Raw genomic sequence first — 15,922 nt, forward strand, 5'->3', positions numbered from 1 at the left:
TTGGACGGGGGTCTAATATGCAACTGCAAGTGCGACCCGCTAAGCGGGGAGGCGACGCCAAAACCATATTCGACGAGCCTCTCACCACGTCTGCCATCAGCAGATATGGCGATCGGATCATCGTCTCCGTGGCTGCTAACAGCATCTATCGGGACAAGTCGACCTACCTCTACACACTCGAGTTCACCGCCGACGAGGTTGACGCCATGTTCGGTCCTGGCCGTTAGCAGGCCAAGATCGCAACGGGTCGGCTTTCGGGGCCTCGGGCGCGGCGCAGGGGCGACTTTGCTGCAACGTGCCCATGGGAATGGGCGGGCGGGAGCTGGTTGCAACAATCATCACCGCGGCGGTCGAGGCTTTCCCAATATCCCACGGCGGCGGTGAGGCTGAAACCGGTGCTACGCGGCTGCCGGGATGACGCCGCCCCTGGCCGTAAAGCCGCCAGCCAACATAACTGATATTCCATGCGCGGGTCTGTCTAGCCCTCTCCAAAAAAGGGATGTTGGTTCCAGCTCGACGCCGATCGCGCAGGTTCGCTTCACGGATCGACATCGGCCGGTCTGGGAGGTCCGAAATGGGGAAGGTGCGATTGTCGCAGGAGGGCGTGGTGTTCGCGCTGGCCGTTGCGCTGTTCGCTGTCTTCGCGGTGCTGCTCAACAATTTCCTGACCGCGGGCAACCTTATCGCGCTCGTGCGCAGCGTCTCGATTCTTGGCATCCTTGGCCTTGGCATGGGGCTGGTGGTGATCGGCAGGGGAATCGACCTCGCAATGATCGCCACCATGGTGGTCTCCCTGTCCTGGGTCTTGTCCATGGCGCAGGCGGGCACGCCATTCGACACCGCCCTGGCCTATGGCTTTCTGCTTGCCGTCGCCATCGGCCTGGCGAGTGGCATACTGATCGCCTATGCGGACATTCCCGCGATCTTCACGACCCTGGCCATGGGGCTGGTGATCTACGGATCCGGCCGCGCCTTCCTGTTTCAGATCGACGTGCAGAATACGCCGTCCGGTGTCGCCTGGTTCGACTTCCTGGGCCGCGGTCTGTTGTTTGGCCTGCCGATGCCGATAGCCGCCTTCGCGGTGCTCGCCGCGCTGATCGCGCTGCTGCTCATGCGTACTCGTTTCGGCCGGTTCGTTTACGCGGCCGGAGACAATCCGCTGGCGGCCCGCATCACCGGTGTGCCGCTGCGGCCGCTGATCGTGCTGCAATATGTCGTGAGTTCGCTGATCGCCTTCCTGGCCGGCATCGTCATGGCGGCGGCGGTCTCCGGCATGAGCACGCGCGTCTACAACTCCACCATGATCTACGACGTCCTGCTCGTCGTGGTGCTGGGCGGAATAAGCCTGAGCGGCGGACGCGGCGGCGTGCGCAACGTGCTGGTGGGGACGCTGCTGGTCGGCGTCCTGCTCAACGGCATGACCATCCTCGACATCACCTATACCACGCAAAACCTGATCAAGAGCCTGATCCTATTGCTCGCGATCATGGTCGACAGCTTCATCAACCCCAGGGACGAGCAGACCTCGCAACAAAGCCAAGGGGACATCTGAACTAGAACGTGTTTGATTCAACGGGAGGAAACCATGAAATTTCGCACTATCCTGGCCGCTGGCCTGATGGCCCTCGGGCTGGTGAGCGCCACACATGCCGATGACGGGCTGGATAATCCGTCGCGCAATCCATTCTATGACGGGCTGAAGGGAAAGCGCGTCGTCTTCATCCCACTGGCGATGGGTTTCGACCTCACGGAGGGGTGGGCAGCCATCATGCGCAAGCAGGCGGCCGATCTTGGCTATACGCTTGAAATCCGCGATCCGAACTGGAGCACGGATGCCGGCACTCGGGCCCTGACCGCCCTGATCGCCGAAAAGCCCGACCTCATCATCGCGCACAATCCAGATGTGCAGTCCTACGCCCGCTTGCTGAAGCGTGCCATGGACGCCGGCATCAAGGTCGTCCAGCTCAATCTCGAATCCGTCGTTCCGACCGACGCCTATGTCGGCGCCGACTGGTCGCGGGTCGGCTATATCGAAGCCGATGCGCTGGTCAAGCAGTGCGGCGCCGGCTCGGGCAAATCCGGCAAGATCGCCATCATCCGCGGCCAGCCCACGGCGGCGTCCGACCTTTATGAACTGTACGCCTACAAGCAGACCTTCGCCAAGGATCCGTCGATCAAGATCGTGTCGGAACAGGCCGCCCAGTACGACCCGGCCAAAGCCCGTGCGATCATGGAGACCGTGTTGCAGCAGCATCCCGACCTCTGCGGCGTCGTCGGAAACTGGGACAACCAGGACGTCGGCGCCGGCGCTGCGATCCAGGCTGCCGGAAAGGCCGACGACGTCTATGTCGTGACCTCGGGCGGCGGCAACCAGATCGGTTGCGACAACATCAGCAAGGGCCTGCTCGACATGATCATCAGCTACGACGTTCCCCTCCAGGGCAACGCGATCAACCAGCAGATCGTGCAGTCGCTGCTGTCGCCGGCCAAGGCCGGAGAGAGCAAGACCTCGTACTACACGCCGCTCACGCTGCTGACCAAGGACAATATCGGTCCGCGCACCTGCTGGCAGCTCGACCAGCTGAAGTAGGCCGAACAAGAGAATATCAAGATCATCATGGCCAGCAGCGACACATTCGCCTACCTGCGCTCGCGTTATCTCCCCGATCATCTGATCGGGGAGATACTGTCGAAGCGCTGGATCGACAATGCGATTCCTTTTTCCGCGCTCGTGATTACGATCGTGGTGATGGGGTCGATCATCCCCGACTTCCTGTCCCTGTCGAGCCTTTCGGACCTTGCCCGCCAGTTCGCGGAATTCGGACTTGTCGTGCTGGCCCTGACAGTCGTGATGATCTCGGGCGGCATCGACCTTTCGGTCGCTTCCGTCTTCTCGCTGGCTGTCCTGTTCTCGCTGATCGGGGTGAATGTCTACGCCTTGCCGATACCGGTCGTCCTGGTCGGCATCCTCGTGATGGGCGTGTTTTGCGGCGCCATCAATGGCGTGCTTGTGGGCTATCTGCGCCTGCGCGCCTTCCTGACCACCTTGGTCAGCCTGATCATTTTTCGCTCGATCTATGAGATCGTGTTCGTGAAGATGTCCACGTCCATGATGTCGGGCTTCTCGATGTCCGATCTCTGGCTGTTCATCGGCGAAGGCACCATCCTTGGCGTTCCCACCTCGCTGGTGATCACGCTTATTATCGCTCTTGCCTGGCACCTGGTCCTGTCGCGGATGCGTCCCGGCTGGCGCCTCACGGCCGTCGGCGGCGCCCGGCGCTCGGCGTTCAACGCCGGCATCGACGTCCGGTTCATGGTGTTCCTTACCTATGTCGCGTCCAGCACGATGTGCGCGCTGGCCGGCTTCCTTTTCGCGGCGCGCCTCGGCAGCACGGGTTCCGACACCGGCGTCGGGCTCGAAGTGCAGGCCCTCACCGCAGCCGTCCTTGGTGGAACGGCGATCGGCGGCGGCCGCGGTTCGGTCGCGAAGGCGGTCATTGGCAGCCTGCTGGTGCTGATACTCACCAACGGGCTGATCAACCTCGGCATCAGCGGTCCGATCAACTCCACCATCCTGGGGGTGATCCTGCTCACCGCCGTTTTCGTCGACATGCGCTGGCAGAAGCACCGCCACCGCATTCTGGCCAAGGTCTACGTCTCGCCCGCCTATCTCTCCCTGCCGCCGGCTCCGAAGGTCGACGCGCCCGGATCGCCCTATGTGCTGAACGACCGCCTGCGTTCCGTGGAGATCATCGGGCTCGGACAGATCGAGGGTCCCGAAGACGTTATCCTCGACCGCGACGACAATCTCTATTGCGGCACGAGGCACGGCGATATCGTCCGGTTCTTCGGTCCCGACCACCAAAAATCCGAGGTGTTCGCTCATATTGGCGGCCATCCGCTGGGCATGGCGTTCGACCGCGTCGGAAACCTGCTCGTCTGCATCGGCGGCATGGGTCTGTTCCAGGTCGCGCCCGATAGAACGGTGACCAAGCTCACCGACGAGACGAACAGGAGCTGGACGTCGATCGTGGACGATTCGCGGCTTCGCCTTGCCGACGACGTCGATGTCGCGCCCGACGGGCGCATCTACTTCAGCGAGGCGACGATCCGCTACGAGCAGGAGGACTGGGCGACCGACGCCCTCGAAAGCCGGCCGAGCGGGCGCATGATCTGTTACGATCCAAGGACCGGCAAGACGCACACAGAAATTCCGAAGCTGGTCTTCGCCAACGGCGTCACCATGTGCCCAGACGGCCAATCCTTCATGTTCGCTGAGAGCTGGACCTGCTCCATCAGCAGATACTGGTTCGACGGCCCCAAGAAGGGCAAGACCGAGAGCGTCATCTCCAGCCTGCCCGGCTACCCCGACAACATCAACCGGTCGTCCGACGGCAATTACTGGCTGGCGCTGCTCGGCATGCGCGGGCCGGCGCTTGATCTTGCCATGCGCATGCCCGGTTTCCGCAAGCGCATGGCCCGCCGCGTCGCGCCCGATCAGTGGCTCTATCCGAACATCAACACCGGCTGCGTGGTGAAATTCAATGAGAAGGGCGAGATCCTCGACAATCTGTGGGATCTCGGTGGCCGCAACCACCCGATGATCACCTCGATGCGAGAGCACAAGGGATGGCTGTATCTGGGCGGCGTTTCGAACAACCGGATAGGCCGCTACAAATTGCCAGATGCCGACCCCAACTGGTGCGCGCAGGATGCCTATTGGGGGCCGCGCCCATGATCGGTGCCATCAAGCGCGGTTGGGCGAATTTCCGCGGCTTCGACCTGACCGGCAGCACAGTCCCGCCTATGGACGGTCCGCTGCGGCCGAACGCGAAGCTCGACGCGGCTCCGGTGCTGCTGGAACTCGCCGACGTCGACAACCTCGTATCCTGCGGCCAACAGGTCCTCTGTTCGGTCGGTAGTGATATCCACACTCTGGCGGCAATGACCGGGGATGACGGCGAGGGGCTCTCCATCGGCCGGTCGAGAGCCATGGGCAAACCCGTGACCAGCATGGCTGCCTTCGGCGACCTGCTGGCTGTCGCCGTCGAAGGCGAGGGCATCCGCGTCGAGGGTCCGGACGGCGCATCCTCCGAATTGATCAATCCAGGCCAGCTCGATGCGCGCTGCGTCACGGCGATGGCTTTCGCCGATCGCTCCACCTTGCTCGTCGCGGTGGGATCCGAACGTAACCCAGCGCACGAGTGGAAGCGCGACCTGATGACCAAGACCGCGGCCGGGTCGGTCTGGCGCGTCGACATCGGTACGCGCAGCGCCGTCTCGATTGCCTCGGGGCTCGCCTTTCCATCCGGCATCATCGTCTCGAACGGCCGTGTCTTCGTCTCGGAGGCCTGGCGCCATCGTGTCCTTTCGATGGGCATTGACGGGTCAGGCCAACGCATCGCCCTCGGCTCGCTCCCCGCCTATCCCGGACGCATCGCGCAGGCGTCGCAGGGCGGCTTCTGGCTGGCCATGTTCGCGCCGCGCAATCCCCTTGTCGAGTTCGTGCTGAAGGAGGACGCGTATCGCCGGCGCATGATCGAAACCATTGAACCCGACTATTGGATCGCGCCCTCCCATGCGACCGGAAGAAGCTTCCTCGAACCCATCCAGGGCGGCGCGCGCAAGAAGCTCAACATGCTGAAGCCCTGGTCGCCGGCCTGGTCGACGGGTCTGGTCGTGCGCTGCGACAAGGATATGGCCATGGTGCGAAACTATCAAAGCCGCGCCGATGGCGCTGTGCACGGCGTGACCTCGCTCTGCGAAGTCGAAGGCCGGCTTCTTGTTGGCGCCAAGGGATCGGGAAAGATCGTGGCGATCCATGAACTGGCGGGGCACATGGCATGACACCGCTTGTTCAATTGCGAGGCGTCTCGAAAGACTTCCGCGGCGTGATGGCGATCTCCGACGTGGATTTTGAAATCCGTCCGGGCGAGATACACGCCATCCTCGGCGAGAACGGCGCTGGAAAATCGACGTTGATGAAGGTGCTGGCCGGTGTCTACCAGCCGAGTTCCGGCGAGATGCTGCTGGACGGCCAGCCAGCCACCTTGAAGTCCCCGTCCGACGCGCTCAGCCACGGCATAGCGATGGTCTTTCAGGAAACCAACCTGGTGCCGTCCATGTCGGTGGCCCAGAATATCTACCTCGGCGACGAGAAACTGTTCAACCGGTTGCGCGGATTGAACATCCAGGCGCAACGTTACCTTCTGTCGCTCAATTTCTACGTCGATCCCACCGTTCAGGTGTCCTTCCTGGGGGCCGGCAAGAAGCAATTGGTCGAGATCGCGCGCGCGGTTCACCACAACGCGCGGCTCATCATCTTCGACGAACCGACCGCCACGCTGACGCCGGAAGAGAAGTTCCACTTCTTCAATCTTGCCCGCCGCCTGAAGGAAGAGGGCATGGCGATCATCTTCATCAGCCACGCGCTCGAGGAGGCCTTGCACCTGGCCGATCGCATTACGGTGATGCGCGACGCCAAGGTGGTGGTGACCGATGAAACGAGCAAGTTCGATCGCGAACGCATCGTGCAGGCGATGGTCGGACGCAGCCTGTCCGGCGAACTCTATTCCGACCAGGCCCGGCTGCCGCGCCCGATGGGCAGGAAGATCCTCAGCGTCGAGAACCTGTCGATGGGCAATACGGTCCGCAACACATCGTTTTCCGTGTTCGCAGGGCAGGTTACGGGTCTGTTCGGCCTTGTCGGCGCCGGCCGCACGGAGACGATGAAGATTGTCGCCGGCGTGCTGAAGCGTGACTACTTCCATGGCGGCACGGTGCGCTTCGAGGACCGGCCGGTCCGCTACCGGACGCCGCGACCGGCGGTGCGAGACGGAATCGTCTACGTCACCGAGGACCGCAAGATCGAGGGCTTCTTCGAAACCATGACCATCGCCGGCAATATCCAGCTCGGCGACCTCGCCAAGGGCGACAATCTTCTGACGCCGACAACGCCGCGGCAGGGCCGGGAGCTGGCCGTCGAATGGACGAAACGGCTGGGCGTCCGGGCGATCGACGCCGATGCCCGGGTCATCGAACTTTCCGGCGGCAATCAGCAGAAGGTGGTTCTGGCCAAGGCGCTTGTCCAGAAGCCCAAGCTGGTCATCCTCGACGAACCGACGCGCGGCGTCGACGTCGGCACGATCGTGGAGATTCACAATTTCATCAACGATCTTGCCGACAGCGGCATGGCCGTGGTGGTTATCTCATCCTACCTGCCCGAGATCATGGCGCTGTCGGACCGTATCCTGGTGGCACGGCAGGGAAGGATCGTCGAGGAGATGGATGTCGCCGAGGCGACCGAAAGCCGGATCATGTACGCCGCCGTCCACTGACGAAGCGACGAAGAGCCGGACTTAGCGTCAACGCACAGGAAGGAAACGACCGCGCCGGTCCTACCACCTGTTGGTGGGAACCACGAACATCTGCGCGATCTGGACGTGCGGCGGCTGGTCCAGCGCGAATAAGACACAGCGGGCGATGTCTTCCGGGTCAAGCGCCATGCCGAACCGCTCGAAATATTCCCGGGCGGCTTCCTCGTCGCCGCGGTGGCGGGCCGTGACGATGTTGGTGCGGGTAAGTCCCGGCAATATCTCGGTCACGCGGATCGGGGTTTCCGCCAGTTCGCCGCGAATGATGTCGCTCAGCATATGCACGCCGGCCTTGCTGGCGGAGTAGGGCGCCTGGTCCGGCACCAGCCGGATGGCGCTGATGGAGCTCATATTGACGATGTCGCCGCGGCCGCGTTCGATCATGCCTGGCAGGATTGCCCGCGTGACGCGCATCAGGCCGATCAGATTGGTCTCGATGATCGCCGCCCAGTCGTCGGCCGATCCGATATCGAAACGCTTACGCCCCCCGATGTCATGGCCGGCATTGTTCACCAGTATGTCGATGTCGCGGAATTCCGGCGGCAATCGGCCAAGGCAGTCGGCGACGGCGGCGCCGTCGGCGATGTCGAGGTGGAGCGGAAAGACATTGCCGCCGAGCTCGGCGGCCAGGGCGGCGAGTTGGGCTTCCTGCCGATCCGCCAGCACGACACGGCAACCCTTTTCATGAAGGCTCGTGCAGATGGCGCGTCCGATGCCGCTCGCGGCACCGGTGACGAAAGCGATCCTTTGCACACTGTTCATGTCACTCGCCTCGCCACAGCTTGTTCACGCCCCATTGGCCGCCGATCAGCATCTGGTATTTCTCATCTCAATCCCATTTGCGCTTCGACGGCCAAGACGACGTTGATCAGGCCTTTTCGGCGTCGAATTCGGCGAAGGCCTCGCGCCCGATGCGGAACGAATCCACCCCGGCGGGCACACCGGCATAGATCGCCGCCTGCAGGAAGACTTCGCGGATTTCCTCGCGCGTGACGCCGTTCCGCAGGGCGCCCTTGACGTGCATCTTGAGTTCGTGGGGCCTGTTGAGGCAAGTCAGCATGGCGAGGTTCAGCATAGAGCGTGTCTTGCGGGGCAGCTCTTCGCGACCCCAGACCGCGCCCCAGCAATACTCGGTCACGAGTTCCTGCATCGGGCGGTTGAAGTCATCCGCAGCGGCAAACGACTTTTCCACGAACTCCTTGCCCAACACATCCTTGCGGATCGCCAAGCCACGCTCGAGAACTTCTTTGGACATATAATCTGCTCCTGGTTTGAGATTGCTATAAAGCCTGTGTGGACGGCGCACGCGCGCTTTTGCCGGCGCCTTGGGCGGCCGGTCGCGTTGGCTGCCTTTTGGCCGGCCCTCCGGCTGCGCAAAGCGACAGCAGGCGGCCGGCATCCTTCCTGGTTTCCAGCCTGTCGACGAACTCTTCGATGGCCTCCGCCCCGGCGACGCCGACGATGGCGGCGGCGGCGCTGCGGAAGCGTTCGCGCACCTGCGCCTCCGTAGCGGGCACGACGTCGGGCAAGCCCATCGAGAGCTGGCGACCGTCGCCAAGAACCACATCGATCGCCGCGCCTTGCTGGCCAGGGAACAGTGCCGTCAGATCCGGGCTGGCAACAAGCTCGCTGACACCGATCAGGCGCTGCGTCTCGGGATCGGCCAGATTCCTATAGATATCTTCGGACAGCCGACCATGCGCGAACACGGCCGCCACGCCGAAAGGGATACTCATCTTTGCCTGGAGCGTCCGGTCGAAAGGTCCTGTCCGGTCGCACCCCGGATAGGATGCCGCGGCAGCCGGCACGCTGATGCGGATGCGCTCTACCGGCGCGGCATCGGAGCCGATCATCTCCACAACCTTCAAGGCCGTCTGGCAGGCGGTCTGGGCGAAATTACAGGCCGGCGCGGCCTTGTGGTAGACGTTCAGGATATCGGCCTCTCCATTGGGGAAGAGTTCGACCCGGCCAGGCATCGGCCGACGCGCAAGCGCGGCAAAATACCCCGACCGGCCTTCCAGTATGTCGGGGCTTCCAAAGGCTCCGGACTGTGCCAGCCGAACGGCCATCCAGGCGTTGCGGGCGGCAAAGCCGGGATGGAAGAACATGTCCGAGCCGCCGCTTTGCGGCCATTGATTCAGTCCGGACGCGGTGTTCGCGGCCAGGGCAATCGTCGCGGCCATCTGCTGTTGGTCGAGTTTCAGCATCCAGGCGCCGCCGCACGCCGACCCGATGGGGGCGACCAATCCCGTCGGGCGGAAAAGTGCCGACACCGTGGGATCGATCAGCATCCGTCCGAGACGTCCGCCGACCTCGTAGGCGACCACCGCCGACTTGATCAAATCCATGCCGTGAACAGTGTTGGTCTCCGCCAAGGCCAGCAGCAGTGGCCAGACGACCACGCCATGGTGACAAACCGACGCGGCGTGCATGTCTTCCCTGACAAGGCCGTGGCCCTTGACGGCGTTCACGAAAGCCGCGTCGGCCGGTGTCGCCGTCGCGCTTTCGCCGATCATGTGGCCGCCAGGCGCCGCCGACACCGCGGCGACCGCCTGTTGGCTGGGCTCCAGCTCCGAAGCCTCGAACGCGCAGCCGAGAAAATCGAGCAGGCATAGCTTGGCTTTGCCGAAGGTTGCCGGACTGAAAACCGGCGCGGCAAGGTTGGCCAATGCGGCTGCCAGTTCCATCGCGCGCGTAGTCATGTGCCGCTCTCCACAACGCTGGTCCTAGGCGCGAATCTCCACGCCGGCCCATTCCTCAATGATGCGCACCATCGACGTGAAATCCGAGTCCGGCCCGAAGCGGGCGTTGGTGGCGGCGAGCATCTGGCGCACCAGGGATCCGCCCACCATGGGAACACCCAGATTCTCGCTCTCATCGACGCACATGCGCACGTCCTTGTAGGACAGCGCGGTCGAGAAACCGAAATCGAAGGTTCCCGGCAGGACGGCGCGCGGAAACTTGTCCTGCGTCGCGCTGTTTCGCCCGCTCGAGGCATTGATGATGTCGCACATCACGGTGGGATCCAGACCCGCCTTGACGCCCATCGCGAGAGCCTCCGCCGACAGAAGGATGACGCCGGCGGCGATCATGTTGTTGCCAAGCTTGGCGACCTGGGCGCTTCCGGGCGTCTCTCCGCAATAGAACCGGCGGCCGAAATTGGCCAGGACTGGTTCGATTTCCTCATAGGTCTGCTTGGGGCAGGAGATCATGACGGCGAGCGTGCCGTTGCGCGCGCCCGCGATCCCTCCCGATATCGGTGCGTCCACCCATGCGATGTTCTTGCTCGCCAGGCCCGCCGAGATGATCTTTGCCATGCTCGGTCCGGTGGTGGACACGTCGATCACCGTCTTGACCTTCGAACCGGCGGCGATACCGTCCGCTCCCAACACCACCTCGCGGACGATGGGGGGGGTCGGCAGGCTGCAAAACACGATGTCGGCTGCATCCCCGACCGCCTTGGGCGATGCGGCGAATGTCGTCTGTTCGGCGGGCAGGTCCTTCGCAGCGTCCGGTCGCGTGTCGTGGACGAACACATGGTGGCCAGCCTCGGTCAGTCGGCGCACCATCGGCGCACCCATGCGGCCGAGGCCGATGAACCCAAGCGTTTGACGCTGCACGACTTTTCCTCTCGACTCTATGATGGATTTACCAGCTTCGAATTGCGTCAGATTAGGCCAATTCATGCCGGTGCGGTAATGCTCGCCGGGCGCATAACAGCTTTGCCATGGGCCGGCCAATCGCTTGTCAACGACGTCGATGTGTCCCAAACTCCCGAATTCGTTGCATGCCAACGGAAATTCTCACTTCCGCGTTCTGCGACGAGGCAAAGCCCATGTTCGACCTAAGACAGCTCCAACTGTTCACGGCGGTGGCGGAGTTCGGGAGCTTCTCCCGGGCCGCCGTTGCGTTGTCGGTCAGCCAGCCGGTTCTCAGCCGGCAGATCAAGTCTCTGGAGGAGAGTGTCGGGATCGCGCTGCTTTACCGCAATGGTCGTGGCATTGTCCTGACCGAGGCGGGCAAGCTTCTGCAGAACTATGCATCAGCCATCCTCGAGCAGGCGTCGCGCGCCGCGACCGAACTCGGCGCGCTGCGATCGAACCCGCGCGGGGCGATCGTGCTGGGAATGCCTCCATCCGTTGGAGTGGTGCTGACCGCTCCGCTTGTGCAGCACTTTCGCGAACAGTTTCCGCAGGTCAGCATGCGGGTGGTCGAGGGCTTCAGCGGCCACCTTCTCGAATGGCTCGTCATGGGAAAGATCGACGTGGCGGTGCTCTACAACGCGCCGCGCATGAACAACCTCCTGGCGGAACCGATCCTGCGTGACGAATTGTTCCTGCTTGGCGCCAAGAACGATCCCTCCAAGCTGGGATCCTCGCCGGTCGACGCCGCGGTCGTCTCGAAGATCCCCATGATCCTGCCGGCCCGGCCGCACGGTCTGCGGGTGTTGCTGGACCAGATCTTCGGCTCGGTCGGCATCGAGCCCAGGATCGAGGTCGAGGTCGAGGCGATGCCTTCGACGCTTCGCCTCGTGGAGGCGGGAATGGGCTACACGATCCTGTCCTATTCCAGCTGCCACGACCTCGTCGCGCAAGGCAGGATCAGCTACTGGCGCATCCAGAATCCGTCGATCGAAAGGGAATTGCTGCTGGCGACGTCGAGCCAGCGGCCGACGACGACCGTTATCCGGGCGCTGACAGGCATGATCCGCGACGAGGTCCGGGCGCTGCGCAAGATGGGGATCTGGGAGCCGAAGACCTAGACGGACGGAGATTTCCCGGGCCATCGGGCGCCCCATGCCGGAAGCGATATATCTGTTATCTCAAAACTGAGCATCGAGTTCGCTTCACTTGGCCGCCACCGAACGTCACATTGTGACCAAACGCGTGGGAGGAACCCGCGTTCGAACGTCGTTTGGTGGAGGAGACTACATGACCACAGAGTCGCGAAAGCAGACGCCTGGAGTCTACAGACGCAAGGTCGGCGACGCCATGGTCACTGTGATCAATGATGGCTTTCTCGACATTCCGATGGCCATTCTGCGTGGAACCACGCATGGCGACATGGAGGCGTTGATGCGGGAGCATTTCCATGAAGGCGGGCCTCGCCTCACCGTCAATGCATTCGTCATTGAGACCGAGACCAACAAGATACTCGTCGACGCCGGCGGCGGGTCGACGACGGTGTATTCGATGGGGCGACTGCCGGCCAACCTGTCCGCCGCGGGCTTCGATCCTTCGGACTTCGACACTGTTCTCCTGACCCACATCCACCCTGACCACTCGAGCGGATTGATGGACGAATCCGGCCAGCCGCTCTTCCCGCGTGCCGAGATCATCATCCACAAGGACGATTTCGACTTCTGGTCCGATGAAGAGCGGCGCGGGCGCTCGGCGGCCGCGGTTCCCTACACGGGATCCGCCGATGCCTTGCTGTCGAGCCATCGCGGCCGCTTTCGTGTCGTGGAGGGAGGCGAGGTAGCGCCGGGCATCACCCAACTGCCGCTTCCGGGCCACACGCCGGGCCATAGCGGTTATCAGCTCGATTCCGCCGGCCAGACATTGGTGATGTGGGGCGACACGGTGCACGTGCCGGAACTGCAGATTCCTGTGCCCGGGATCACCAGCGAGTTCGACGTCGATGAGAACCTGGCGGCTGAAAACCGCCGCAAGATCTTCAACCATGTCGCCAGCGAACGCCTGCTCGTCACCGGCGGCCACCTGCACCTGCCGGGTTTTGCCCATCTGGTGAAGGAGGGCGAAGGCTTCCGGCTCGTGCCGGAGGCCTGGCGGGTCGAACTCTAACAGGCCGGCTGTTTGGCTCCATGGGCCGGCCCCAGGGGGCCGGCCCTTTTCTGTGCGCGCTTGGGAGGTGCGACAGACGATCAGTCGGTGACTTCGACCCAGCTCTTGCTCTTGGCGTCGTGCTTGACGAGCGTGACCTGCGCCGCCGTAATGGTGATGTGGCTCGACTCCGAGAAGCCGATGTTGCCCGTCATGCCCTTGAAGTCCTTGACGGCGTTGAAGCCTTTCTGCAGGTCTTCCGGCTTCGTCGACTTCACGTCCTTGATCACCTGCGCCAGCATCTTGATGCTGTCATAGGCGCCCGCCGAGAACGGCGTGGCATCCACCCCGAATTTCTTCTTGTAGGCGTCGCGGAATGCCAGGAGTTCCGGGCTCGGATGAAGTTCCGTGGTCAGCATGGCCGTGATCATGCCGTCGGACAGGTCGCCTGCAAGCTTCGCAAACGTGTCGTCGGCATTCGTCTCGTCATTTCCGTACACGATCGCTTCATAGCCTATCGAGTGAAGGTCCTGCATGAAGGCGGCCTGGTCCTGCGGCGTGAGCCACACATCAACGCATTTGATGCCTGCCGCCTTGATGGCGTTCACTTCCGGCATCAGGCCGGCGGTGGCGCCTGTCGACCAGTTTTCCGTGATGGCGTGATCCATCGCGATCTTCTTGCCGGCCTTGTCATAGGCCAGCTGGATGCCGAAGAGTCCGCCCTGTCCGTAGGTCGAGGGGTCGTGCAGCACGGCCAGCCCATCGGGACAATGCTTCAGGGCATGCTCGCCGATCTTCTCGCCCCAGGCGAAGGTGTTGAGACCGAAATCGAACACCCACGGATTGGGCGGGCTGGTCGGGCCGTTCGGGTTGACCGTGAGCCCGCCATCGTCGACGACGCCGATGGTCGGGAATTTGTGACGCTCCGCAAGCTGGGCGGTCACCGGACCGGTGTCGGGCGAACCCGCGATGACGATGGCGCCGGCCGACATCAGCTTTTGGTAGAGCTGACCGGAAAGCGTCGCCGACGCATTGTCGTTATGCGGGTCGAGCTTGAACATGTGGCCATCGACGCCGCCGGCGGCGTTGACCTCGTCAACCGCCATCTGCGAGCCGTTGACGGTGGCGACGCCTGTCGAACCATAGGCACCGGTGGTACCGGCGATCAGGCCGACAAGGTAGTCGTCCGCCGCATTCGTCTGGATGGTCGCGCCGCACAAGGCCGTCGCGGCCAGCAGCAAGGTGGACGTCGTTGCGAGCTTTCTCATATTGCTTCCCTCCCTGCGATCGGGGGCCTGCCTCCGACAATCCGATCGCTTTTCTGGCCCTGCGCCCCATCGGGACGCGCGTGTCTTCGCCCGGAATTTTGCCACCCATGACCCCCATCTTGTCAACGCGAGGCCAGCCGCCCGGATCAGGACGGAAGGTCTTTGGAATGAGGCCGCGGATTGCAATCGAGGGCCCGATTGTGACGAGCGAAGTCTACGCCAAAACGACCGGATGTCGGCGATAATCCCTTGTTATAGAACCATTTTATATCGCCATTCGGTTCTGCGTGACATCCGGGCACTTGGCTCACGTCGGTTCGCTATGCCTCCGTTTCGGATCGCCCCGGGCCATCGCCCATCGCGTTCTTCATAGCTGTTATGTCGCCCGCATAAGCTATTTCAGCGCGCGCATTTTCGACTACGGCTTCAGTATCGCCGGGACGTGCCCGATCTCGATGTCGCGACAGGAATGCCTGGTCCGACTGGTGTTGTGAAACGTGCTAGGATCGATAGGGCGGATGCGAGTTCCGCCGGTCATTTCAAGCCGGCGGAAAAAGCGGCGACGGCCGGAGGATGGGGGAGCCACCAGTGCTGCAGTTCTTGCTGAGCGGCGTTGCCATAGGATCGATCTACGGCCTCATCGGCATGGCGTTGGCGATTTCGTTCTATGTCACCCGCATCATAAATTTCGCGCAGGGCCAACTGATGATGGTGACGGTGATGATCACCGCCGAACTGGCGTCATCCGGCTATCCGGTCTGGCTGGCGGCAGCCGCTGGCCTGGCCTCGTCCTGCATCATCGGCGTTCTGTCCTATCTGATCGCCGTGCGGCCGATCCTGTTGTCGAACCGGTTCAGTTTCGGCTGGCTGGTATCGACGCTCGGCTTCGCGGTGATCGTCGAGAATGCGGCCGCCTATATCTGGGGCCCGACCTCGCAGGCCTTCCCGCCGATCCTGAACTCCATCAGCGTTCCGATCGGTAGCGCCGTGCTCACCGCCCAGCAGCTACTCGCGATCGTCACCGCCGCAGTTCTTGCGGCCGGCTTCGAGATCGTGCGGCGCTACACTCTGTTCGGCAAGCTCGGCATGGCGACGGCGGCCGATCCGGAAATGGCATCGGCCATCGGCGCCAACACGACGGTGGTCGCCATCGTCGCCTTCGCTGTCTCAGCCGCCTTTGCCGGCATTGCTGGATTGCTTGTCGGACCGACCACCTTCGCCAACCCCTATCTGGGCGATACGTTCGGCACCTACGGCTTCATCGCCATGATGATCGGCGGCGGCACCGAGCGGCCGATCGCCGCCATGTTCGGCGGTATCCTGCTGGGTGTCTGCGCCGAAGGCGCCAACGGGCTCATCAACTCGCAGGCTTCGGACTGGTTTCCCTTCATCGTGCTGGTCGTCATCCTGATCGTCTCGCCAAAGGGACTGTTCAGCGCCAGCAACCCGCTTTTCCGTCCGCGCCGTCCGGCGTCGGCAAGCCGTTGAGGACCGGCGC

Annotated in this window: 13 protein-coding genes; 8 read left to right on the forward strand and 5 right to left on the reverse strand. The window is 63.1% G+C overall.

Annotated features, from left to right (window positions below; all coding sequences use genetic code 11):
- The first annotated feature begins 574 nt into the window (after positions 1-574).
- From WC739_RS01575 to WC739_RS01595, 5 genes are read left to right on the forward strand one after another with little or no spacing between them, the layout of a single operon-like run.
- Positions 575-1,552, forward strand: coding sequence for an ABC transporter permease (locus WC739_RS01575; protein ID WP_372951250.1), 978 nt, complete (start codon positions 575-577; stop codon positions 1,550-1,552).
- A 33-nt stretch (positions 1,553-1,585) separates the two neighbouring features.
- Entirely contained in the window at positions 1,586-2,590 is a 1,005-nt protein-coding gene (locus WC739_RS01580) for a sugar ABC transporter substrate-binding protein (RefSeq protein WP_372951251.1), read from the forward strand.
- Between the two features lie 27 nt (positions 2,591-2,617).
- Positions 2,618-4,738 (forward strand): ABC transporter permease, encoded by a 2,121-nt coding sequence (locus WC739_RS01585; protein WP_372951252.1) that lies wholly within the window; start codon positions 2,618-2,620, stop codon positions 4,736-4,738.
- Positions 4,735-5,847, forward strand: a complete 1,113-nt coding sequence (locus WC739_RS01590) for a strictosidine synthase (protein ID WP_372951253.1) — start codon at positions 4,735-4,737, stop codon at positions 5,845-5,847. The genes WC739_RS01585 and WC739_RS01590 overlap by 4 nt, the downstream gene beginning before the upstream one ends.
- Positions 5,844-7,337, forward strand: coding sequence for a sugar ABC transporter ATP-binding protein (locus WC739_RS01595; protein ID WP_372951254.1), 1,494 nt, complete (start codon positions 5,844-5,846; stop codon positions 7,335-7,337). Before WC739_RS01590 ends, WC739_RS01595 begins: the two co-directional genes overlap by 4 nt.
- Before the next feature lie 60 nt (positions 7,338-7,397).
- Here the strand turns inward: WC739_RS01595 and WC739_RS01600 are convergent, their stop codons facing one another.
- From WC739_RS01600 to WC739_RS01615, 4 genes are all read right to left on the reverse strand, one after another.
- A complete protein-coding gene (locus WC739_RS01600) occupies positions 7,398-8,135 on the reverse strand; it encodes an SDR family oxidoreductase (protein WP_372951255.1) in 738 nt (245 codons plus the stop codon).
- Positions 8,136-8,241: 106 nt separating this feature from the next.
- On the reverse strand, positions 8,242-8,628 hold the full coding sequence (locus WC739_RS01605) for a carboxymuconolactone decarboxylase family protein (RefSeq protein WP_224661569.1): 387 nt from the start codon (positions 8,626-8,628) through the stop codon (positions 8,242-8,244).
- Positions 8,629-8,653: 25 nt separating this feature from the next.
- Positions 8,654-10,075, reverse strand: coding sequence for an MmgE/PrpD family protein (locus WC739_RS01610; RefSeq protein ID WP_372951256.1), 1,422 nt, complete (start codon positions 10,073-10,075; stop codon positions 8,654-8,656).
- Positions 10,076-10,099: 24 nt separating this feature from the next.
- Positions 10,100-11,059 (reverse strand): NAD(P)-dependent oxidoreductase, encoded by a 960-nt coding sequence (locus WC739_RS01615; RefSeq protein WP_372951257.1) that lies wholly within the window; start codon positions 11,057-11,059, stop codon positions 10,100-10,102.
- A 149-nt stretch (positions 11,060-11,208) separates the two neighbouring features.
- Between WC739_RS01615 and WC739_RS01620 the strand changes: the two genes are divergently transcribed.
- Entirely contained in the window at positions 11,209-12,135 is a 927-nt protein-coding gene (locus WC739_RS01620) for a LysR substrate-binding domain-containing protein (RefSeq protein ID WP_372951258.1), read from the forward strand.
- Between the two features lie 169 nt (positions 12,136-12,304).
- Positions 12,305-13,177, forward strand: coding sequence for an MBL fold metallo-hydrolase (locus tag WC739_RS01625; protein ID WP_372951259.1), 873 nt, complete (start codon positions 12,305-12,307; stop codon positions 13,175-13,177).
- An 80-nt stretch (positions 13,178-13,257) separates the two neighbouring features.
- Here WC739_RS01625 and WC739_RS01630 read toward each other — a convergent pair whose 3' ends face one another.
- The gene (locus WC739_RS01630) at positions 13,258-14,424 is read right to left on the reverse strand and encodes an ABC transporter substrate-binding protein (RefSeq protein WP_372951260.1); all 1,167 of its coding nucleotides are present in this window, start codon (positions 14,422-14,424) and stop codon (positions 13,258-13,260) included.
- Positions 14,425-15,012: 588 nt separating this feature from the next.
- On the opposite strand from WC739_RS01630, the gene WC739_RS01635 reads away from it, so the two are divergent.
- Positions 15,013-15,912 carry a branched-chain amino acid ABC transporter permease gene (locus WC739_RS01635; RefSeq protein ID WP_372951261.1) on the forward strand — a complete coding sequence of 300 codons (900 nt, stop codon included), beginning with the start codon at positions 15,013-15,015 and terminating at the stop codon, positions 15,910-15,912.
- Positions 15,913-15,922 lie beyond the last annotated feature (10 nt).

Source organism: Mesorhizobium sp., from assembly GCF_041661565.1.
Lineage (GTDB): Bacteria > Pseudomonadota > Alphaproteobacteria > Rhizobiales > Rhizobiaceae > Mesorhizobium.

Coding starts and splice junctions, on each gene's coding strand:
- WC739_RS01620 (WP_372951258.1), top strand. CDS start 11,209: ATGTTCGACCTAAGACAGCTCCAACTGTTCACGGCGGTGGCGGAGTTC.
- WC739_RS01585 (WP_372951252.1), top strand. CDS start 2,618: ATGGCCAGCAGCGACACATTCGCCTACCTGCGCTCGCGTTATCTCCCC.
- WC739_RS01590 (WP_372951253.1), top strand. CDS start 4,735: ATGATCGGTGCCATCAAGCGCGGTTGGGCGAATTTCCGCGGCTTCGAC.
- WC739_RS01615 (WP_372951257.1), bottom strand. CDS start 11,059: ATGAATTGGCCTAATCTGACGCAATTCGAAGCTGGTAAATCCATCATA.
- WC739_RS01600 (WP_372951255.1), bottom strand. CDS start 8,135: ATGAACAGTGTGCAAAGGATCGCTTTCGTCACCGGTGCCGCGAGCGGC.
- WC739_RS01575 (WP_372951250.1), top strand. CDS start 575: ATGGGGAAGGTGCGATTGTCGCAGGAGGGCGTGGTGTTCGCGCTGGCC.
- WC739_RS01605 (WP_224661569.1), bottom strand. CDS start 8,628: ATGTCCAAAGAAGTTCTCGAGCGTGGCTTGGCGATCCGCAAGGATGTG.
- WC739_RS01610 (WP_372951256.1), bottom strand. CDS start 10,075: ATGACTACGCGCGCGATGGAACTGGCAGCCGCATTGGCCAACCTTGCC.
- WC739_RS01630 (WP_372951260.1), bottom strand. CDS start 14,424: ATGAGAAAGCTCGCAACGACGTCCACCTTGCTGCTGGCCGCGACGGCC.
- WC739_RS01625 (WP_372951259.1), top strand. CDS start 12,305: ATGACCACAGAGTCGCGAAAGCAGACGCCTGGAGTCTACAGACGCAAG.
- WC739_RS01595 (WP_372951254.1), top strand. CDS start 5,844: ATGACACCGCTTGTTCAATTGCGAGGCGTCTCGAAAGACTTCCGCGGC.
- WC739_RS01580 (WP_372951251.1), top strand. CDS start 1,586: ATGAAATTTCGCACTATCCTGGCCGCTGGCCTGATGGCCCTCGGGCTG.